Source organism: Pseudomonas fluorescens, from assembly GCF_030344995.1.
Taxonomy (GTDB): Bacteria; Pseudomonadota; Gammaproteobacteria; order Pseudomonadales; family Pseudomonadaceae; genus Aquipseudomonas; species Aquipseudomonas fluorescens_BF.
Map to the genome: position 1 here is coordinate 3,422,536 of NZ_CP128260.1, position 21,311 is coordinate 3,443,846.

At 62.2% G+C, this 21,311-nt stretch carries 13 protein-coding genes; 8 read left to right on the forward strand and 5 right to left on the reverse strand.

The features are described from left to right. Positions 1-49 precede the first annotated feature (49 nt). The 4 genes from QR290_RS15310 (at position 50) to QR290_RS15325 (ending at position 7,444) form a co-directional block, all read left to right on the forward strand. On the forward strand, positions 50-3,136 hold the full coding sequence (locus QR290_RS15310; protein WP_289202959.1) for an autotransporter serine protease: 3,087 nt from the start codon (positions 50-52) through the stop codon (positions 3,134-3,136). A 57-nt stretch (positions 3,137-3,193) separates the two neighbouring features. Continuing rightward, positions 3,194-4,882 (forward strand): polyurethane esterase, encoded by a 1,689-nt coding sequence (locus tag QR290_RS15315; RefSeq protein ID WP_289202960.1) that lies wholly within the window; start codon positions 3,194-3,196, stop codon positions 4,880-4,882. A 100-nt stretch (positions 4,883-4,982) separates the two neighbouring features. Next, complete coding sequence (locus QR290_RS15320; RefSeq protein WP_289202961.1) at positions 4,983-6,836, forward strand: polyurethane esterase; 1,854 nt, start codon at positions 4,983-4,985, stop codon at positions 6,834-6,836. Between the two features lie 233 nt (positions 6,837-7,069). Further along, positions 7,070-7,444 carry a hypothetical protein gene (locus QR290_RS15325; RefSeq protein WP_289202962.1) on the forward strand — a complete coding sequence of 125 codons (375 nt, stop codon included), beginning with the start codon at positions 7,070-7,072 and terminating at the stop codon, positions 7,442-7,444. A gap of 58 nt (positions 7,445-7,502) precedes the next feature. Here QR290_RS15325 and QR290_RS15330 read toward each other — a convergent pair whose 3' ends face one another. After that, positions 7,503-7,727, reverse strand: coding sequence for a YgdI/YgdR family lipoprotein (locus tag QR290_RS15330; RefSeq protein WP_289202963.1), 225 nt, complete (start codon positions 7,725-7,727; stop codon positions 7,503-7,505). Between the two features lie 195 nt (positions 7,728-7,922). On the opposite strand from QR290_RS15330, the gene QR290_RS15335 reads away from it, so the two are divergent. From QR290_RS15335 to QR290_RS15345, 3 genes are read left to right on the forward strand one after another with little or no spacing between them, the layout of a single operon-like run. Beyond that, complete coding sequence (locus QR290_RS15335; protein ID WP_289202964.1) at positions 7,923-9,575, forward strand: VRR-NUC domain-containing protein; 1,653 nt, start codon at positions 7,923-7,925, stop codon at positions 9,573-9,575. Further along, positions 9,572-11,890 (forward strand): ATP-dependent DNA helicase, encoded by a 2,319-nt coding sequence (locus tag QR290_RS15340; protein ID WP_289202965.1) that lies wholly within the window; start codon positions 9,572-9,574, stop codon positions 11,888-11,890. The genes QR290_RS15335 and QR290_RS15340 overlap by 4 nt, the downstream gene beginning before the upstream one ends. Positions 11,891-11,900: 10 nt before the next feature. Next, positions 11,901-13,820 carry a hybrid sensor histidine kinase/response regulator gene (locus QR290_RS15345; protein WP_289202966.1) on the forward strand — a complete coding sequence of 640 codons (1,920 nt, stop codon included), beginning with the start codon at positions 11,901-11,903 and terminating at the stop codon, positions 13,818-13,820. Positions 13,821-13,822: 2 nt separating this feature from the next. On the opposite strand, the gene QR290_RS15350 is transcribed toward QR290_RS15345, so the two are convergent. From QR290_RS15350 to QR290_RS15365, 4 genes are all read right to left on the reverse strand, one after another. Beyond that, positions 13,823-15,166: a cation:proton antiporter gene (locus tag QR290_RS15350; protein ID WP_289202967.1), complete on the reverse strand. Its 1,344-nt coding sequence runs from the start codon at positions 15,164-15,166 to the stop codon at positions 13,823-13,825. Between the two features lie 48 nt (positions 15,167-15,214). Continuing rightward, positions 15,215-15,826 (reverse strand): Yip1 family protein, encoded by a 612-nt coding sequence (locus QR290_RS15355; protein ID WP_115077933.1) that lies wholly within the window; start codon positions 15,824-15,826, stop codon positions 15,215-15,217. Between the two features lie 90 nt (positions 15,827-15,916). Then, a complete protein-coding gene (locus QR290_RS15360) occupies positions 15,917-16,774 on the reverse strand; it encodes a glucose 1-dehydrogenase (protein WP_289202968.1) in 858 nt (285 codons plus the stop codon). A 92-nt stretch (positions 16,775-16,866) separates the two neighbouring features. Next, the gene (locus QR290_RS15365; protein ID WP_289202969.1) at positions 16,867-18,021 is read right to left on the reverse strand and encodes a MalY/PatB family protein; all 1,155 of its coding nucleotides are present in this window, start codon (positions 18,019-18,021) and stop codon (positions 16,867-16,869) included. 219 nt (positions 18,022-18,240) lie between these two features. Here QR290_RS15365 and fdnG point away from each other — a divergent pair, with 219 nt between their 5' ends. After that, a complete protein-coding gene (gene fdnG, locus QR290_RS15370; RefSeq protein WP_289202970.1) occupies positions 18,241-21,306 on the forward strand; it encodes a formate dehydrogenase-N subunit alpha in 3,066 nt (1,021 codons plus the stop codon). Positions 21,307-21,311 lie beyond the last annotated feature (5 nt).

Below are 21,311 nucleotides of genomic sequence, written 5' to 3' on the forward strand. Positions count from 1 at the left end.
AGATTGAAGCAGACGGATTTTTCGCAACATCACTAAGGAAGGTCGCTGGATGAAAAACAACAACACCCCCGCGCAATCGGGTGGATGCTTTCGCCTGAAAACTCTCAACTTCGCCTTGCTCTGCGCACTGGCCACCTGGGGCAGCGCACACGCGGCGCCCTACGTCGAAAGCGGTCGGGCAGGGGATCCGGGCAGTTGGCGCAGCGCCGAATTCCAGGCCGACTGGGGCCTGGGCGCCATCGGAGCGGATCACGCCTACGCCGCCGGTTACACCGGCAAAGGCGTGAAACTGGGAATCTTCGACCAGCCGGTCTACGCCGCGCACCCGGAGTTTTCCGGCAGCAACAAGGTCATCACCCTGGTGACCTCGGGGATCCGCGAATACACCGACCCGTACATCCCGGTCAAAGCCGGGGACGCGTTCCGCTATGACGGCTCTCCCTCGGTCGGCTCCGACGGCAAGCTTGGCGCCCACGGCACCCACGTTGGCGGTATCGCCGCCGGCAGCCGAGACGGCGGGCCGATGCACGGCGTGGCGTTCGGCGCACAGATCATCAGCGCCGACAACGGCGACCCGGGCCCGGAAGACGGCATCGTGCGCGGCAACGACGGCGCGGTGTACAAGGCCGGCTGGGATGCGCTGATCGCCAGCGGCGCGCGGATCATCAACAACAGCTGGGGCATCGGCATCACTGACCGTTTCGACCTCGGCGGCCGTGACCCGGCGTATCCGCACTTCACCGTCAACGACGCGCAACTGCAATTCAACGAAATCCGCACACTGCTGGGCACCAAACCCGGCGGCGCCTACGACGGTGCAATCGCCGCCGCGCGCAGCGGGATCGTGACGATTTTCGCAGCGGGCAACGACTACAACCTGAACAACCCGGACGCCATCGCCGGCCTCGGTTACTTCGTGCCGGACATCGCGCCGAACTGGATCACCGTCGCCGCCCTGCAAAAGAACCCGGATCTGGCCAGCGCCAATCCGTACATCATGAGTACGTTCTCTTCGCGATGCGGCTACACCGCGAGTTTCTGCGTCTCGGCACCAGGCACGAAAATCTTCAGCTCGATCATCGAAGGCACCAACGCCGACAACCTGACCACCGGCTACAAGAACTACAACGGCACTTCGATGGCCGCGCCCCACGTGGCCGGCTCCATGGCGGTGCTGATGGAACGCTTCCCGTACATGACCGGCGATCAGGTCGCCAGCGTGCTGCGCACCACGGCCACCGACCTCGGCGCACCGGGCATCGACGCCTTGTACGGCTGGGGCATGATCAACCTGCGCAAGGGCATCGACGGCCCGGCGATGTTCGTCACCGAGCAGGACATTCCCGAAGAATTCCGCATCCAGGGTGCCTACGGTTCCGGCCAGTTCGTGGCTGATCTGCCGGGCATCGGCGCGATCATCGATGCAGGCAAACCCACCGAGCGCGTGTGCAACGACATCACCTGCGGGCTCGACACCTGGCGCAACAACATCTCCGGCCATGGCGGTCTGACCAAGCAAGGCATCGGCACCCTGGTGCTGACCGGCAACAACACCTACAGCGGCCCGACCCTGGTCAATCAGGGACGACTGGCAATCAATGGTTCGCTGCAATCGGCGGTGACGGTCAATGACGGCGGCATCCTCGGTGGTAACGGCCGGATCGCCGCGCTGACTGCCAACAGCGGCGGCACCGTGGCGCCGGGCAATTCCATCGGCACCTTGAACGTGGCCGGTGACGTGACCTTCGCGCCAGGTTCGACCTATGCGGTGGAAGTGTCGCCGACCAGCAGCGACCGGATCGTCGCCGGTGGCAAAGCGGTGATCGAAGGCGCAACCGTAACCATGTCGCTGGAAAACAGCCCGACACTGTTGACTACCGGCGAAGTGAAAAGCCTGCTCGGCAGCCAGTTCAACATCTTGCAGGCAGCGGGCGGCATTGAAGGGCAGTTCGGACAAGTGTTGCCCGACTACGCGTTCCTCGGCGGCACCCTGGCTTACTCCGCGAGCGGTGTACAACTGGACGTCGGACGTAATGGCGCCTCGTTCGCCAGTGTCGGCCTGACCCCGAACCAGCGCGCAGTCGGTGCTGCCGCCGAACGCCTCGGCGCCGGTAATGCGTTGTTCGAAACCCTGTTGCTCTCGCCATCGGCTGCCGCTGCACAGGATGCCTTCCAGCAACTGTCCGGCGAGATTCACCCGGCCATCGGCACGCTGCTGATCAACGACAGCCGCTATCTGCGCGATGCCGTGGGCGAACGTCTGCGCGAGCGTGATCTGTTCGATGCCGGCGCGCCGACCGATGACCGCAGCAACGCCTGGCTCAAAGTGCTGGGTGCCTGGGGCAAGAGCGATGGCGGGTCGAAATACGCCGATTCCACCAGTTCCATTGGCGGCCTGCTGGCCGGTGTCGACGGCTTGATCGCTGAAGATACTCGTCTGGGTTTCGTTACTGGTTATAGCGACAGCTCGTTGAGCATGGGCGAGGGTACACATTCGTCTGCCTCGGTCGATAGCTATCACCTGGGCGCGTACCTGGGGCATCAGATCGATGCGCTGCGTCTGACCGCCGGTGCGGCCTACAGCTGGCATCGCATCGACGTCAAACGCGACCTGCAATTCGGTGGCGTCAGCGGCAAGCAGAAAACCAAGCGCGATGCGACCACCGCGCAACTGTTCACCGAAGCGGCCTACGACTTGGGCCTGCAACCGATGAACCTGGAGCCGTTCGCCAATCTGGCCTACGTGCACCTCAACAGCGACAGCTTCACCGAGAAAGGTGATGCCGCCGCACTGAAAGGCGGTGAAGACAACCGCGATGTGGTGTTGTCGACCCTCGGTGTGCGGGCCAAACGTACGTTTGCCCTCTCGGAGAAACACCAGCTGGAACTGGGCGCAAGCCTGGGCTGGCAGCACAACTTGAGCAGCGTGGATTCCGACAGTCACTTGGCATTCGTCAATGGCAACAGTGCGTTCACCGTGCAAAGTGTGTCGATGGATCGAGATGCAGCGGTGGTCGGCGTGCGCGCCGGGCTGGCGCTCAATCGCGATGTCCGGGTCAACCTGGACTACAACGGGCTGATCGGCTCCAACGAAAAGGATCACGGTGTGGGCCTGACGCTGGACTGGCAGTTCTAAGGTGTAGCGGCAGTTCTTTAGAGAACTGCCGTTTTTGAAAGGAAGAGAGAGCACAACATGGGATTGTTCGATTACAAAAATGCGGACGGCAAAGCGCTGTACAGCGATGCCATCGCCCTGACGCTGTATGCCTACACGCCGACCGGGCAGGCCTTGCCCGGCACCGGCTGGAAGCCGATCGGCGCCACGGCGCTGAGCTATCAGGGCAAGGTCGGGGCGCAGGGCACGTTCTTCGGCGAGAAGGACGGCTTCACCAGCGCCGAAGCCGAAGTGCTCGGCAAGTACGACGCGGCCGGTAAGCTGATCGGCATCGGCGTGGCTTTCCGGGGCACCGGCGGGCTGGGTTACAGCGACACTTTTGGCGACATGAAAAACAACCTGCTGGCCGCCATCGGCCCGACGGATTACGCCACCCAGTACGCGAAAAACGCTTTCGACAACCTGCTCAAATCGGTGGCCGCTTTCGCCGTCGCCCACGGCATCGCGGCCAAGGACGTATTGATCAGCGGCCACAGCCTCGGCGGCCTTGGGGTCAACAGCGTGGCGGAGCTGAGCGCGAGCAACTGGGGCGGGTTCTTCAAGGACGCCAACTACATTTCGTTCGCCTCGCCGACCCAGAGCAGCACCGGCACCAACGTGCTGAACATCGGTTACGAGAACGACCCGGTGTTCCGCGTGCTCGACGGCACCACCTTCAGTACCGCGTCGATGGGCAAGCACGACAAGCCGCACGACTCGACCACCGACAATATCGTCAACTTCAATGACAACTACGCATCCACCGCGCAGAACCTTGTGCCGTTCAGCATCGCCAATCCGCTGAACTGGTCGGCCCACAGCTCGCTGGGGTACGCCGACGGCCTGAATCGGGTGATCGCGTCGAAGTTCTACGGCCTGACGCACAAGGACTCGACGATCATTGTCTCCAACCTTGAGGAAGCGTCGCGGGGCAAGACCTGGGTCGAGGATCTGGGGCGCAGCGGCGAGCCGCACACCGGCAGCACGTTCATCATCGGCACCGACAGCGGTGACTGGCTCAAGGGCGGGGCTGGCAACGACTTCCTGGAAGGCCTGGGCGGCGATGACCGTTTCCGTGACGATGGCGGCTTCAACATCCTGCTCGGTGGCCAGGGCCACAACACCTTCGAGCTGCAAAAACCGCTGCAGAACTTCAGCTTCGCCAACGACGGCGACGGCACGCTGTACGTGCGTGACGCCTACGGCGGCATCAGCATGACCCGTGACATCGGCGCGCTGATGAGCAAGGAGTCGGGTTCGTGGTGGGGCAGCAAGGAAATCACCTGGACCGTCACCGCCAAAGGCCTGGCCAACGGTGCCGAACTGACCCAGTACAACCATTCGCTCAGCGGTGGCGCCATGGGCGACACCCTCAAAGCCACCGCTGACGGCGACTGGTTGTTCGGCCTGGGCGGCAACGATCACCTGCAAAGCGACAAGGCCCACGTGACCTTCGTCGGCGGCGCCGGCAACGACGTGATGAGCGCGGTGGGCGGCAACAACACCTTCCTGTTCAGCGGCGCCTTCGGCTTCGACGCGATCAATGGCTACCAGGGCAGCGACAAACTGGTGTTCATGGGCGTCGAAGGCGCGGGTCAGGGCTACGACTACAAGCAACACGCGTCGCAGTCCGGAGGCGATACCGTGCTGAAGATTGGCGACTTTGCCGTGACACTGGTCGGGGTGGGTGTGGCTAACCTGTCGGATTCGAGTTTCGTCTTCGCCTGACAAACGAAAGTTGTACTGAAATGCTCCGGGGCGCCTCGGGAGGGGCGTTCTGGTTGTGAGCTATCTCTGAACAATTCCAACAAAGAGAGAGGCAACAGCAATGGGTGTGTATGACTACAAGAACTTCGGTACGGCGGAATCCAAGGCGCTGTTCAGCGACGCCATGGCCATTACGCTGTATTCCTATCACAACCTCGATAACGGCTTTGCCGTCGGTTATCAGCACAACGGCTTCGGCCTCGGTTTGCCGGCCACGCTGGTGACCGCGCTGATCGGCGGCACGGATTCCCAGGGGGTGATCCCCGGCATTCCGTGGAACCCCGATTCGGAAAAAGCCGCGCTCGATGCGGTGAAAAAAGCCGGCTGGACTCCGATCACCGCCTCGCAACTGGGTTACGAGGGCAAGACCGATGCCCGCGGCACCTTCTTCGGCGAAAAGGCCGGCTACACCAGCGCCCAGGTGGAAATCCTCGGCAAATACGACGCTCAGGGTCATCTCACCGAAATCGGCATTGCCTTTCGCGGCACCAGCGGTCCACGGGAAATCCTGATCGGCGACTCCATCGGTGATGTGATCAACGACTTGCTCGCCGCGTTCGGACCCAAGGATTACGCCAAGAACTACGTCGGCGAGGCCTTTGGCAACCTGATGAACGATGTGGTGGCGTTCGCCAAGGCCAACGGCCTGACCGGCAAGGACGTGCTGGTCAGCGGTCACAGCCTCGGCGGGCTGGCGGTCAACAGCATGGCGGACCTGAGCACCAGCAAATGGGGCGGGTTCTTCCAGGATTCCAACTACATCGCCTACGCCTCGCCAACCCAGAGCAGTACCGACAAAGTGCTCAACGTCGGCTACGAAAACGATCCGGTGTTCCGCGCCCTCGACGGCTCGACCTTCACCGGCGCCTCGCTCGGCGTGCACGACGCGCCCAAGGAATCGGTGACCGACAACATCGTCAGCTTCAACGACCACTACGCCTCGGCGGCGTGGAACGTGCTGCCGTTCTCGATCGTCAACATTCCGACCTGGATCTCCCACCTGCCGACCGCGTATGGCGACGGTATGAACCGGGTGATCGAGTCGAAGTTCTACGACCTGACCAGCAAGGACTCGACGATCATCGTCGCCAACCTGTCGGATCCGGCGCGGGCCAATACCTGGGTGCAGGACCTGAACCGCAACGCCGAAACCCACAAGGGCAGCACGTTCATCATCGGCAGCGACGGCAACGACCTGATCCAGGGCGGCAGCGGCAACGATTATCTGGAGGGCCGCGCCGGCAACGACACGTTCCGCGACAGCGGGGGCTACAACATTCTGCTCGGCGGCTCGGGCCACAACACCCTGGAGTTGCAGAAGTCAGTCAATAGCTTCGACTTCGCCAACGACGGCGCCGGCAACCTGTACATCCGCGATGCCAACGGCGGGATCAGCATCACCCGCGACATCGGCAGCATCGTCACCAAGGAGCCGGGCTTTCTCTGGGGCCTGTTCAAGGACGACGTGACCCACAGCGTCACGGCGAGCGGTCTTAAGGTCGGCAACAACGTCACTCAATACGAATCGAGCGTGAAAGGTACCGACGGCGCCGACACCCTCAAGGCCAAGGCCAGCGGTGACTGGCTGTTCGGCCTGGACGGCAACGATCACCTGATCGGTGGCGTGGGCAATGACGTGTTCGTCGGCGGCGCCGGCAATGATCTGATGGAATCGGGCGGCGGGGCGGATACCTTCCTGTTCAGCGGCGCGTTCGGCCAGGATCGCGTGGTGGGTTACACCGCCAACGACAAACTGGTGTTCCTCGGCGTGCAAGGGGTGTTGCCCAACGACGACTTCCGCGCCCACGCTACGGCGGTGGGGCAGGATACGGTGCTGAAATTCGGCGCTGATTCGGTGACGCTGGTCGGGGTTGCGTTGAACAGCCTGAGTGCCGACGGGATCGTGATCGCCTGACGTTAGTGGCGCCCGCAAGGGCGCCATCGCGAGCAGGCTCGCTCCCACACTTGACCGAGTACCGGCCTTTTGTGGGAGCGAGCCTGCTCGCGATTGAACGATAACGCGGTATCGAACGTGACTCACCAGCCATTCCCTGAATCCAATCCCTGCACCAACAGGAAATGCGGCCTAAAACCATGACGGCAACGTTCGTCATCTAAAGGTCGCCAACGAGTACAGGAGATTCACACGTGAAAGGTTTCAAGAGGTTTATCGGTATCGCGGGACTGGCGCTGCTGTCGGCCAATGCCTGGGCCGATCTGCCTCACAGCTCGATTCTGAGCCGCTATGGCGTCACCACCGATCAACTGCCAAAGCCGGCCGAAAGTGATGACGTCAAACCCGTCGAAGAAAAAAGCCGCTTTCATATCCAGCCCGAACAACCGTTCGTGACCGTTCGCATCGGCGAAGACCATGAGCCGGAAATGACTGGCAACCTGAGCATCGACCGCATGGCACAGCAGGAGCGTCAGCGTTGCCAGCGCTTGCAGGAAGAACTGGTTCGTCGGGGCGAGCGGCCCTTCAGTTGCGACGACTCCTTCCCGGGCATGGCATTACCCCGCTGATAAATGCAAAAAAGGCTGCGCTCCTATAGGATCGCAGCCTTTTTTGATGGGGTAACCGTCAGTCTTCCTTGCGCACCGTGGCCACTTCGTCGGCACGTACACGGATCTTGGCGCCGGAAATATCCTTGAACTCGTAGAAGCCGTCCGCGTTTTTGGTATCGGGCATGTCCTCGGTCAGGTACTGGGTGCCGTTCTGCAGGGTGACCACCGTCGGGGTCGAGCAACCGGCCAGAGTGAGAAAGGCCGCAACAGCCAACGGGATCCCGAGAGTCTTGATTTTCATAAGCAGCATTCCTGTTCATTTCGACCAATGTCGGCCTCTAACGCGGTTGGTGCCATTACGCCGGGAAAAGTTCGATGGCCACCTGAAAAAAACCGCAATGAAGGTGCCACTGATCTTTTTCCGTTTGCACCCGCCGGGGCGGGCTGGTATCTGTACGCATAACCAGTGCTCGCTTGCCATGGCCCCGAATTTACCGTGACTGCCAATCCCCTCGACGACCCGTTCTATTACCTCAACAACTTCCGCCAGGTGCTTGATTGGCTTGAGCTTCGCTACGCCGACGTCATGAGTGAAGCGGAGCACGCCTTCATCCGCGATTTCACGGCACTGCCGCGCGGATCCCAGGGATTGCTGGTGCGGATGGTGATGCGCAAGGGCGTGCATTTTCGCGCCGGCAAGCTGAATTATCCGGAAATCGGCGACATCGCCGAGGCGGCGCAACCGCTGCTGGAGCATGGCTGGCTCGATGAACAGGCGCCGTTGTCGATGGCGGATCTGTTCGAGGTGTTGCTCAAGGCCGAGATCCTGCAAGCCTTCGGCCCGGCCATCGACCAGCCCCGAGGCAAGAAAGTCGACTGGTTGCCGCTGCTGCACGAACAATTCCCCGAGCCCCGCTGTTTCCGCCAGTGGTGTCCGGAACTGGCGGATCGGCTGTTCAGCCTGACGTTGATGGACCTGTGTGATCGTTTTCGTCTGATGTTCTTCGGCAACCTTTATCAGGACTGGTCGGAGTTCGTGCTCGCCGATCTCGGCATATTCACCTACGAAAAAGTCGAATTCAGCGCCGATTCCCGGGGCTTGCGCAGCCGCGCCGACGTCGATGCCTGCCTGTTTCTGCACGATTGCCAGCTGTATTTCGAAGCCGGCGAGCCGCTGGAGCCGATCGTCGAACAGGTCGCGGCGCTGCATTTCGACAACCCGTGGCTGCAACGCCGACGCGGCAAGCTGTTATTCCAGATCGGCCAATACTGCGAGCGCATCGGCGAATTCGCCCTGGCCCTGAAGATCTATCGTGACTGCGCCTATCCCGGCGCGCGCTTGCGGATGATCCGCGTGCTGGAGCGCAGCGCCGAATATGCGTTGGCGCTGGAACTGGCGGTCATTGCCGAGCAGGCGCCGGAAACCGCCACCGAACAGCAGGGCCTGCAACGGGTGTTGCCGCGTTTGCGGCGCAAGCTCGGCGGGCCGCCGATCAAACGCACCACGCCCGGCCTGGTGGAGCGGCTGGATCTGCACCTGCCGCGTCTCGATCCGGCGTTGTCGGTGGAATATCACGTTCAGGCGCACCTGCACGAAGAAACAGGCCCGGTGCATTACGTGGAAAACAGCCTGATCAATTCACTGTTCGGCCTGCTGTGCTGGCCGGCGATCTTCGCGCCGTTGCCGGGCGCGTTCTTTCACCCGTTCCAGCGCGGGCCGGTGGATCTGCTCAACGAGGACTTCCAGCCCCGACGTGCCGAGCTGTTTCAGGCCTGTCTGGCCGAACTCGACGATGGTCGTTATGCCGACACCATTCGCGCGCGGTTCGCCGCCAAATGGGGCGTGCAGTCGCCGTTCGTGTTCTGGGGCGCGCTCAATGAAGATTTGCTGGAGCAGGCGCTGGCCTGTCTGCCCGCCGAACACCTCAAGCACTGGTTCAGTCGTCTGCTGCTGGACATCAAGGCCAATCGCGCCGGCATGCCCGACCTGATCCAGTTCTGGCCGCAGCACAAGACCTACCGGATGATCGAAGTCAAAGGCCCCGGCGATCGCTTGCAGGACAATCAACTGCGCTGGCTGGAGTTCTGCAACACGCACCAGATGCCGGTCGCCGTGTGTTACGTGCAATGGGCGGAGCAGGGCGCTTGAGCTACAGCATCGCGGTGCGGGCGTTGTGCGAATTTACCGCGAAAACCGGTGACCTCGACTTGCGCTTCACCCCGTCACCGACTGCGCTGGAGGGGATTGCCGGGCATCGCACCGTCGCGTCCCGGCGCAACGACGCGTACCAGAGCGAAGTGGCGCTGGAGGGCGCATTCGGGCCGTTGAAGGTCAAGGGCAGGGCGGACGGCTACGACGCGACGCAGAACTGCCTGGAAGAAGTCAAAACCTATCGCGGCGACCTGAGCAAGCAACCGGCCAATCACCGTTCGCTGCATTGGGCCCAGGCGAAAATCTACGGCTGGCTGATGTGCTGTCGATTGCAGCTTGAGCGGATCAATCTGGCGCTGGTGTATTTCGACATCGTCACGGAAAAGGAAACCTGTCTGGTCGAGGCGTTCAGCGCCGAAGCGCTGCGGCTGTTCTTCGAACAACAGTGCGGTTTGTTCCTGGCGTGGGCCGAACAGGAAATGACCCACCGCGACGCGCGCAACCGGGCGGCGCAGCAGCTGGGTTTTCCCCATGCCGCGTTTCGCCCCGGCCAGCGTCACCTCGCCGAATCGGTATTCAAGGCCGTCAGCACCGGCCGCTGCCTGATGGCCCAGGCGCCGACCGGGATCGGCAAGACCCTCGGTACCCTGTTTCCGATGCTCAAGGCGTTGGCGCCGCAGCAACTGGACAAGGTTTACTTCCTCACCGCCAAGACACCCGGACGCAAACTGGCGCTGGATGCGGCGCAAGTGCTGTTCGATCACAGCGCAACCTTGCCGCTGCGGGTGTTGGAAATGGTCGCCCGGGACAAGGCCTGCGAACACCCGGACAAGGCCTGTCATGGCGAATCCTGCCCGTTGGCCCAGGGTTTTTACGACCGTTTGCCCGCTGCCCGCGAAGCCGCCAGCCAATTGCGCCTGCTGGATCAGGCCGCCCTGCGCGACGTCGCGGCGCAGCACGCGGTATGTCCGTATTACCTGAGCCAGGAAATGGCTCGTTGGGCCGACGTGGTGGTGGCGGACTACAACTATTACTTCGACTTCAGCGCGCTGCTGTTCGGTCTGGCCCAGTTCAATCAATGGAACGTCGCGGTGCTGGTGGACGAGTCGCACAACCTGGTCGAACGCGGGCGGCAGATGTACAGCGCCACCCTCGATCAGGCGACACTGGGCAGCGTGCGCAAAACCGCGCCCGAGGCCTTGAAGAAGTCGTTGCAGCGGGTCAACCGTGAATGGAACGCCCTGCACAATGACCAGTTGGCGCCGTATCAGGCCTACGACAAGGCGCCGGAAAAACTGTTGCAGGCGCTCTCATCCTGCACGGCGAGCATTGGCGACTATCTCAACGATCACCCGCAAGGGCTCGACAGCGCGTTGCAGAATTTCTACTTCGAGATGCTGCAATTCGGCCGGGTGGCGGAACTGTTCGACGCGCATTACCTGTTCGACATCAGCAAACGTGACCTCGAGCGTAAACGCCCGTTATCGCAACTGTGCCTGCGCAACGTGGTGCCGGCGGCGTTCATCGGCCCGCGCCTGACGGCGGCGCGCAGCAGCGTGCTGTTTTCCGCAACCCTCAGCCCGCGCCACTATTACGCGGATTTGCTTGGCACGCCGGCCGACACGGTCTGGATCGACGTCGAGTCGCCGTTCAGCGCCGAGCAATTGCAGGTACAAATCGTCAGCCGGATATCCACGCGTTTCACGCACCGTCATGCATCGCTGGAACCGATTGTCGAGCTGATCGCCCGCCAGTTCAGCGAACGTCCGGGCAACTACCTGGCGTTCTTCAGCAGTTTCGATTACCTGCAACAGGTCGCGCAGTTGCTGGCCAAGCGGCACCCGCACATCACCCGCTGGCAGCAATCCCGGGGCATGACCGAAGGAGCGCGCCAGGACTTTCTCGATCAGTTCACCGCCGACAGCCAGGGTGTCGGTTTTGCCGTACTCGGTGGCGCCTTCGGCGAAGGCATCGACCTGCCTGGCGCACGGCTGATCGGTGCGTTCATCGCCACGCTCGGGCTGGCCCAGCTCAACCCGGTCAATGAACAGATGAAGCGGCGCATGGCCGCGATCTTCGGTGCCGGTTACGACTACACCTACCTGTTCCCCGGCGTGCAAAAAGTGGTGCAGGCCGCCGGGCGGGTGATCCGCACCCAGCAGGATCGCGGCGTGGTGATGCTGATCGATGATCGCTTTGCCGAAAGCCGCATCCAGCAATTGCTGCCACGCTGGTGGCAACCTGATCTCTCAGAAGCACCTTTCCAAACCGCCGGTTTGACGCATACTCCAGTGATTGAAAAACTGTTTTGAGCCAAGCCTGATGAGCGAGAACAAGAAGTCCGCTGCTATCGAAGACATGCGCTTTCGTTTGCTGATCGATGCGGTGGTCGATTATGCGATCTACATGATCGACCCCGAGGGGATCATTACCAGCTGGAACTCCGGCGCCAAGCGCTTCAAGGGGTACGAAGAAGCGGAAATCCTCGGCGAGCACTTTTCCCGGTTCTACACCCCCGAGGATCGCGCAAACGGCTTGCCGCAACGGGCGCTGGACACGGCAATCCGCGAAGGCCGGTTCGAGGGTGAAGGCTGGCGGGTGCGCAAGGACGGCACGCACTTCTGGTGCCACGTGGTGATCGACCCGATTTTCAGCCCGAGCGGGCAATTGCTCGGGTTTGCCAAGATCACCCGCGACCTGACCGACCGCAAGATGGCCGAAGAAACCCTCAAGCAGAGCGAACAACAGTTCCGCCTGTTGGTGCAGGGCGTCACCGACTATGCGATCTACATGCTCAGCCCGGAAGGCCGGGTGACCAACTGGAACCCCGGCGCGCAGCGGATCAAGGGTTACAAGCCGGATGAGGTCATCGGCAAGCATTTTTCGATGTTCTACACCCCGGAAGATCGTGAGATCGGCGAACCCCAGCGTGCCCTGGAAACCGCGGTGCGCGAGGGCCGTTTCGAGAACAAGAGCTGGCGCCTGCGCAAGGATGGCACGCGGTTTCTGGCGCATGTGGTGGTCGATGCGATTCGCGGCGACACCGGCACCTTGCTCGGTTTTGCCAAGATTACCCGCGACGTCACCGAGGCCACCCAGGCGCAACAGGCCCTGGAGAAAACCCGTGAAGCGCTGTTCCAGGCGCAGAAAATGCAGGCCATCGGCCAACTCAGCGGCGGCATTGCCCATGACTTCAACAACCTGCTGACGGTCATCCTCGGCAACCTGGAAATAATGCGCAAACGCCTGGGCGACGACCCGAAAGTCAGCCGTCTGCTGGAGAACGCCACCCAGGGCGCATTGCGCGGCGTTTCGCTGACCCAACGCATGCTGGCCTTCGCCCGGCGTCAGGAGCTCAAGACCGAACCGGTCGAAATCCCGAAGCTGGTGCAGGGCATCACCGGGCTGTTGCGCAGTTCGCTGGGACCGGGAATCCGCATCGAAACGCAGTTTCCCGATGATCTGCAAGCCGTGTTGGCTGACAGCAACCAGCTCGAACTGGCTGTGCTCAACCTGGCGACCAACGCCCGCGACGCCATGCCCGAGGGCGGCAGCGTCACGATCAGTGCCGAGCCCGAAGTGGTGCTCGAGCAACACGACTCGACCCTGGCGGCCGGGCGTTACGTCTGCCTGAGGGTGATCGATACCGGTGAAGGCATGGATGCTGAAACGCTCGCGTCGGCGACCGATCCGTTTTTCACCACCAAGGGGCTGGGCAAGGGCACCGGGCTGGGGTTGTCGATGGTCCATGGCTTTATCGAACAACTGGGTGGCCGCTTCATTCTGAAAAGTACCCAGGGGCAGGGCACGACCGCCGAGCTGTGGTTGCCGGTGGCCATCGACGGCGTCGCCGCCAAACCGCATGGCCCGGCTTTGTCCACCGACACGGTGCCGCGCCTCAGCGTGCTGGTAGTGGATGATGACAGCCTGGTACTCACCAGCACCGTCCTGTTGCTGGAAGACCTTGGCCATCGGGTCATCAGCGCCACTTCCGGTGCCCAGGCGCTGGAGCTGTTTGATCAGGACGAGGTTATTGATCTGATGATCACCGACATGGCCATGCCGCAGATGAGCGGCGCGCAACTGGCTCACGCTGTGCGCCTGCTCAAGCCGGACCTGCCGATCATCCTCGCCACCGGTTATGCCGAGCGTCTTGAAGGCTTCGCAGCGGAGCTGCCGCGATTGTCGAAACCGTTCAACCAGATGAATCTGGTGGAGATCATTGCCCAGTCGATGAAGTGAGTTCAGGGTTTGCGTGGCTTGTGCCGCTCATAGCGGGCGAGAATCGGCTGGGTGCTGACGCCGTGCAGCAAAATGCTTAGCGCCACCACCGACAGGGTCAGGTCGGTACACAGCGTACCCACGCTGTCGCCCAGTCCATGGTTCAGCGCATAGAAAAGGTAGAACAGACTGCCGATGCCACGAATGCCGAACCAGCCGATCAATAACCGTTGGCGCCCAGCCAGCAGCGATCCCCACGGCATCAACGCCACGCAGACGGGGCGAATCACACAGAACAGCACGCCGCCGATCAGTAAGGCCCGCCAGTCCCAGTGACTGACCAGCACCACGCCCAGCAGGGTGACCAGAAACACTTCCATCGCCCGTTCCACCAGACTGCCGAAGGCGAGCATGTCACCCATCATGATCCCGGCGGCCACCTGGCTGTCTTCCAGTCGTTCTGTGTCGCCGTGCACCGCGTGCTGAGGTTCGACGTTCTGATGGCCGACCACCGGTTGTACCAGATGCTCGGCGGGCGGTTGGTGGACGCCAGTGGATTTGACTTCCTCCTGACGCAACCCCAGGCCGGCGGCGAACACCGACAGAAAACCGTAGCCGCCGATAGATTCCGCCACCACGTAGGCCAGTGCGATCAACGCCAGTGCCAGGTAGTCGTTGGGGCTGAGGGTGCTGTCATCGTTGCGGATGCGCAGTGACAAGGTCAAACGGCCGATGCCGCGTCCCATCCAGTAACCGCAAAGCAATCCGGCGGGCACGGCCCAGAGCAGGCTGCGCAGCGCCCAGTCGGGCCACTCGGCGGCAAAACCTTCACCGTGCAACAGCAACAGCCCGAGGATCACGAAAGGAAAGGCAATCCCGTCATTGAGCCCAGCCTCGCCGGACAGGCCGAACCGCACGCTGTCGACGTCCCGCGCATCGTTGACCTGCACCAGCGCCGCGAGCACCGGATCGGTCGGCGCCAGAATCGCCCCGATCAGCAACGAAGGGCCCCAATTGAGGTTCAAGCCAAAATGCAGGAACAGGCAGACCCCGATGATCGTCAGCACCATCACCGGCCCCGCCAGGCCAAATGCGATCCGCCAACGTTTGTCGCGCAACGGCAGTCGCAGTTTCAAACCGCAGACAAACAGGGAAAACAGCACCGCGACTTCAGTCAGGTGCTCCATCCACAAAGAGGCCTCGTCCAGCGGCAACTTCAGCAGATCGAGCCCGACGGGGCCGATGCCGACGCCCAGCAACAGACATACAGCTGATGTCGTCACCGGCATCCAGCGCAAGTACGACGACGTCAGTGCGAGGGTCAGCAGCACAGCGCCGAGCACCGCGACCCAAATGATGAAGCTCACGACGGGCGGCCCGCCGCGCCGATTCGATGCCGCCGCGACATGCCCGACCTAACCCGCGGTCGTGCGCAGGTATTCCGGCGTCAGCACGTTGAACCACAGCAGAATCATCGACACCAGCAACGTCACCAGCACCAGCAACGCAACACCCCAGACGCTGGCTGAGTACAGCAGACCCTGTTCCTTGCGCTCGTGCATGAAGGTCGGCAGGCCGACGAACAGCAGAAACGTCGAATAAATCGATGCCGCGCCCAGCACCAGCACCGCCAGCCAGCGGCTCGGGTACAGACCGGCGATCCCGGCGAGGAAAAACGGGGTGACGGTGTACGCCGCGAAACCGATGCACTGATTGAGCGTCGGCCGCGCATCGAAAGTGCGCGACATCCAGCGAATGAAACCGCCGATGATCGCCACACCGACGACGATAGTGAGGTAGAGCAAGACACTCAGCTGCAAGGCGCTGGCACTGCTGAGCCTGACGGTTTCACCCACCGCCAGGCTCCAGCCGACATACGTTGTGCCGATGAACAGGCACACCGCCGGAACGAGGGCCAGCAACAGCAGGTGGGCGAGGTAATGACGCGGATGCGCTTCTTCTTCGCGGCGGATGTCGGTCCAGGCGAAGTTCGGCTGGGTGAAGAGCTTGACGATAGGTGCGGACATGACGACCTCCTGATCTCTCGCAACCCGAACGGGCCATGAAGGTATGGAGAGGTCGTCTTGTCCTGCGGTTCACTTTTTTCGGCAGACGGTTCAGAGCATGGGTTTGCCGCCGGTCACGCCGTAGCGCTGGCCGGTGATGTAGCTGGCTTCATCCGATGCCAGCAGCACGTAGATCGGCGCGACCTCCACTGGCTGGCCGGGCCGACCGAGTGGTGTTTGCTCGCCGAAGTTCTGCACTTCTTCATCGGGCATGGTCGAGACGATCAGGGGCGTCCAGATCGGCCCCGGTGCCACGCAGTTCACGCGGATCTCCCTCGGGCCAAGCATTTGCGCCAGGCCACCGGTGAAATTGGCGATGGCGCCTTTGGTGGTGGCGTAGGCGAGCAGGGTGGGTTTGGGCATGTCCGAGTTGACCGAACTGGTGTTGATGATCGAAGCGCCGGGACCCATGTGTTTGATGGCGGCCTGACACAGACGGAAAATCGCGGTGATGTTGACGTCGAAAGTCATCACCCATTCATCGTCGGGAATCTCCTCGAAGGTTTCGTGGGTCATCTGGAAGGCCGCGTTGTTGACCAGCACGTCGATGCGGCCGAAGCGCTCGACGGTTTGGTCTACCAGCGCCTGGCACTGGGCCTTCTGGGAAATGTCGCCGGGCAGCAACAGGCACTGGCGACCGGCCTGTTCGACCCAACGCGCGGTTTCCTTGGCATCTTCATGTTCATTCAAATAGGCGACCGCCACATCGGCACCTTCGCGGGCAAAGGCAATGGCCACCGCCCGGCCGATGCCGCTGTCGGCGCCGGTGATCAGCGCAATCTTGCCGGCCAGCCGACCGGAGCCGGTGTAGCTTTGCTCGCCGCAATCGGGGTAGGGCTCCATCTTGCGCTGGGAGCCGGGAACCGCTTGCGCCTGTTTCGGGAATGGGGGTTTGGGATAGTGCGTCATCGTCAATCTCCGGGTCTCGGGGCAGGTAGGCCGGTTGACCCGGCCCGTCTGCGGTGAGTTCGATCCGATTGACGATGCGTTTTTGGTGGGCGTCAGGCCTTGCGTTCACTCAGGCTGCGCGCCATCCGCGAAATCCCTTCCTCCAGCATCGAACGCGGGCAACCGAAGTTCAGGCGCACGAACTGTTGGCTGTGATCGCCAAAATCCAGACCAGGGCTGAGGCCGACGCGGGCGTGTTCCAGGAAGAATTTCTGCGGGTCGTCCAGATCCAGCGCCGAGCAGTCCAGCCACGCCAGATAAGTGCCTTGTGGAACGTTGATCGTTACGCCGGGCAGACGGTTGCGAACCGCTTCTACCAGCCAGTCACGGTTGGCTTGCAGGTATTGCTTGAGTTCCTTCAGCCACGGACCGGCCTCGCTGTAGGCCACGCGGGTGGCTTCCATGCCCAGCGGGTTGACGCTGTCGACCATGCCGCAACGGGCGTGGTTGACGCGTTCGCGCAGGGCGGCGTCCTGGATGATCATGAACGAAGTCTTGAGGCCGGCGATGTTGTAGGCCTTGCTCGCTGACATCAGGGTGATGGTGCGACGGGCAATCTCCGGGCTCAGGGAGGCGGTCGGAATGTGCACGCGGCCGTCGTAGCACAGTTCGGCGTGGATCTCGTCGGAGATGATCCAGGCGTCCTGTGCCACGCAGATGTCCGCCACCGCTTGCAGTTCTTCACGGCCGAAGACCTTGCCGATCGGGTTGTGCGGGTTGCTCAGCAGCAGGGCGCCGCCACCTTTCAGGGATTCACGCAGTGCGTCCAGCGGGGTGGCGTAGCTGCCGTCGGCCTGGGCGCTGAATTCCAGTTCGACCTTGTTCAGGCCCCAATGGCCCGGCGCATGGCGCAGCGGCGGGTAGTTCGGGGTTTGCACCACAACGTTCTGCTGTGGTTGTACCAGCGCCTTGAGCGCCATGTTGAAACCCGATTCGACGCCCGGCAGGAAGATCAGCTCTTGCGGTTTGACCCGCCACGCGAACTTGTTCCAGAGGTCGGCGACGATCGCCTCGCGCAGGTTGTCCTGGGCCACGCTGTAGCCAACCAATGGGTGCAGCAGGCGTTGTTGCAGCGCCTCGATGACCACCGGCGGCGCGGCGAAATCCATGTCAGCGACCCACATCGGCAACACGTCGGCCGGATAGCGGCTCCACTTGGTGCTGCCGGTGTCGTGGCGGTCGAATACCTGATCAAAATCGAAAGTCATGCGCGGTCTCTGAAGGCGGAGATGGGTCGTGCCGGCGATGATAAACCCCCATCCCCTGTGGGCGCGAACTTGTGACCGATGAATGGCCGACGGTCGGTTTTCACACTGGGCAATCGCACGTTGTCTACAGTGAAAAGGTCGGCACTCGTGTGTCGCAACCGTGATTGTCCAGAACAGACCCGGCACAAGTACCGGGTTCCACCTGATCAGGAGTGCACGATGGATCTCAGCCGTCGTCAGTTCTTCAAGGTCGCCGGTATCGGCCTTGCAGGCTCTAGCCTGGGCGCGTTGGGCATGGCCCCGACGCCGGCCTTCGCCGAGCAGGTGCGCCACTTCAAGCTTGCCCACACCCATGAAACCCGCAACACCTGCCCGTATTGCTCGGTCGGTTGCGGCTTGATCATGTACAGCCAGGGCGATGCCGCGAAGAACGTTGCGCAAAACATCATTCATATCGAAGGTGACGCCGACCACCCGGTCAATCGCGGCACCCTGTGCCCGAAAGGCGCGGGTCTGCTGGACTTCATTCACAGCCCCGGCCGCTTGCAGTACCCGCAGGTGCGCAAGCCCGGCAGCAGCGAATGGACCCGGATCACCTGGGACGAAGCCCTCGACCGCGTCGCCGACCTGATGAAGGCCGACCGCGACGCCAATTTCGTTGAGCAGAACGCCCAGGGCCAGACAGTGAATCGCTGGCTGACTACCGGTTTCCTCGCGGCGTCCGCGGCGTCCAACGAAGCGGGCTACATCACCCACAAAGTGGTGCGCAGTCTCGGCATGCTGGGGTTCGATAACCAGGCGCGTGTCTGACACGGCCCGACGGTGGCAAGTCTTGCCCCGACGTACGGCCGTGGAGCCATGACCAACACCTGGACCGATATCGCCAACGCGAATCTGATCCTGGTGATGGGTGGCAACGCAGCAGAAGCCCATCCTTGCGGCTTCAAATGGGTGACCGAAGCCAAGGCACACAATGCCGCGCGGCTGATCGTGGTCGATCCGAGGTTTACCCGGACCGCGTCCGTGGCCGATTACTACGCGCCGATTCGCACCGGCAGCGACATCGCGTTCATGGGCGGGCTGATCAATTACCTGCTGACCGAGGACAAGATCCAGCACGAATACGTGCGCAACTACACCGACGTGTCGTTCATCGTCAAAGCCGGTTTCGGCTTCGAGGACGGGCTGTTCACCGGTTACGACGCGGCCAAGCGCAGCTACACCGACAAGTCCACCTGGGGTTACGAACTGGGCGAGGACGGCTTCGTCAAAGTCGACCCGACCCTGCAAGACCCGCGCTGCGTCTATCAATTGATGAAGCAGCATTACAGCCGCTACAACATCGACCTGGCGAGCCAGATCTGCGGCATGCCGGTCGATGCGATGCAGAAAATCTGGGAGGAAATCGCCACTTGCTCGGCCCCGTGCAAGACCATGACCATCCTCTATGCGCTGGGCTGGACCCAGCACTCGATCGGCTCGCAGATCATCCGCAGCGCAGCGATGGTGCAACTGTTGCTGGGCAACGTCGGTATGCCCGGCGGCGGGGTCAACGCCTTGCGCGGGCACTCGAACATTCAGGGCCTGACCGACCTCGGCTTGCTGTCCAACGCGCTGCCGGGTTACCTGACCCTGCCCACCGACATGGAGCAGGACTACAACGCCTACATCAAGAAACGCACGCAAGTACCGTTGCGGCCGGGGCAATTGTCCTACTGGCAGAACTACAGCAAATTCCACGTCAGCCTGATGAAAGCCTGGTACGGCGCCAATGCCACCGCCGAGAATCAGTGGGCCTACAACTACCTGCCGAAACTCGACATTCCCAACTACGACATCCTCAAGGTGTTCGACCTGATGGGGCAGGGCAAGGTCAACGGCTACATGTGCCAGGGCTTCAACCCGATTGCCGCGTTGCCGGACAAAAACAGGGTGATGGCGGCATTGGCCAAACTGAAATGGCTGGTGGTGATGGACCCGCTGGCCACCGAAACCTCGCAGTTCTGGGAAAACGTCGGGCCGTTCAACGATGTGAAGAGCGCCGATATCCAGACCGAAGTGATCCGCCTGCCGACCACCTGTTTTGCCGAAGAGGACGGCTCGCTGGTCAACAGCAGTCGCTGGCTGCAATGGCACTGGAAAGGTGCCGACGGCCCCGGCGAGTCGCGTACCGACGTGCAGATCATGAGTGCGCTGTTCCTGCGCCTGCGTGAGCGTTATCAGGCCGAGGGCGGCAAATTCGCCGATCCGCTGTTGAAACTGTCGTGGCCGTACAAGATCGCCGAAGAACCCTCGCCGGAAGAGATCGCCAAAGAGGTCAACGGCTACGCCACCACTGATTTCACCGACGCCACGGGCGCGGCGATCAAGGGCAATTCGCAACTGGCCGGGTTCGCCCAGCTCAAGGATGACGGCAGCACCGCGTCCGGTTGCTGGATCTTCTGCGGCAGCTGGACTGAAGCCGGCAACCAGATGGCCCGCCGCGACAACAACGACCCTTACGGCATGCATCAGCATCAGGGCTGGGCGTGGGCCTGGCCGGCCAACCGGCGAATTCTCTATAACCGCGCTTCGGCGGATGTCTCGGGCAAACCCTGGGATCCGAAAAAACGCCTGGTGTGGTGGAACGGCAAGGCCTGGGGCGGCACCGATGTGCCGGACTACAAGGCCGACGTGCCGCCGGAAGCCGGGATGAACCCGTTCATCATGAACCCCGAAGGTGTGGCGCGGTTCTTCGCCGTCGACAAGATGAACGAAGGGCCATTCCCCGAGCACTACGAGCCGTTCGAAACGCCGATCGGCATCAACCCGCTGCACCCGGACAACAAGAAAGCCACCAGCAACCCGGCGGCACGGATCTTCGATTCGGTGTGGGACAGCCTCGGCGTGGCCAAGGATTACCCGTATGCCGCCACCAGTTACCGGCTGACCGAGCATTTCCACTTCTGGAGCAAGCACTGCAAGTTGAACGCGATCGCCCAGCCCGAGCAGTTCGTGGAAATCGGCGAAGTGCTGGCCAAGGAGAAGGGCATCGCTGCCGGCGACCGGGTGCGGGTCAGCTGCAAGCGCGGGTTCATTGAGGCGGTAGCGGTGGTGACCAAAAGGATCCGGCCGTTGCAGGTCAACAATCAGGTGGTGCACCAGATCGGCATTCCGCTGCACTGGGGCTTCACCGGCCTGACGCGCCACGGTTACCTGACCAACACCCTGGTGCCGTTCCTCGGCGATGGCAATACACAGACCCCGGAATCCAAGTCATTCCTGGTCAACGTGGAGAAGCTCTGATGGAG

Coding starts and splice junctions, on each gene's coding strand:
- QR290_RS15310 (WP_289202959.1), top strand. CDS start 50: ATGAAAAACAACAACACCCCCGCGCAATCGGGTGGATGCTTTCGCCTG.
- QR290_RS15315 (WP_289202960.1), top strand. CDS start 3,194: ATGGGATTGTTCGATTACAAAAATGCGGACGGCAAAGCGCTGTACAGC.
- QR290_RS15320 (WP_289202961.1), top strand. CDS start 4,983: ATGGGTGTGTATGACTACAAGAACTTCGGTACGGCGGAATCCAAGGCG.
- QR290_RS15330 (WP_289202963.1), bottom strand. CDS start 7,727: ATGAAAATCAAGACTCTCGGGATCCCGTTGGCTGTTGCGGCCTTTCTC.
- QR290_RS15345 (WP_289202966.1), top strand. CDS start 11,901: ATGAGCGAGAACAAGAAGTCCGCTGCTATCGAAGACATGCGCTTTCGT.
- QR290_RS15355 (WP_115077933.1), bottom strand. CDS start 15,826: ATGTCCGCACCTATCGTCAAGCTCTTCACCCAGCCGAACTTCGCCTGG.
- QR290_RS15360 (WP_289202968.1), bottom strand. CDS start 16,774: ATGACGCACTATCCCAAACCCCCATTCCCGAAACAGGCGCAAGCGGTT.
- QR290_RS15365 (WP_289202969.1), bottom strand. CDS start 18,021: ATGACTTTCGATTTTGATCAGGTATTCGACCGCCACGACACCGGCAGC.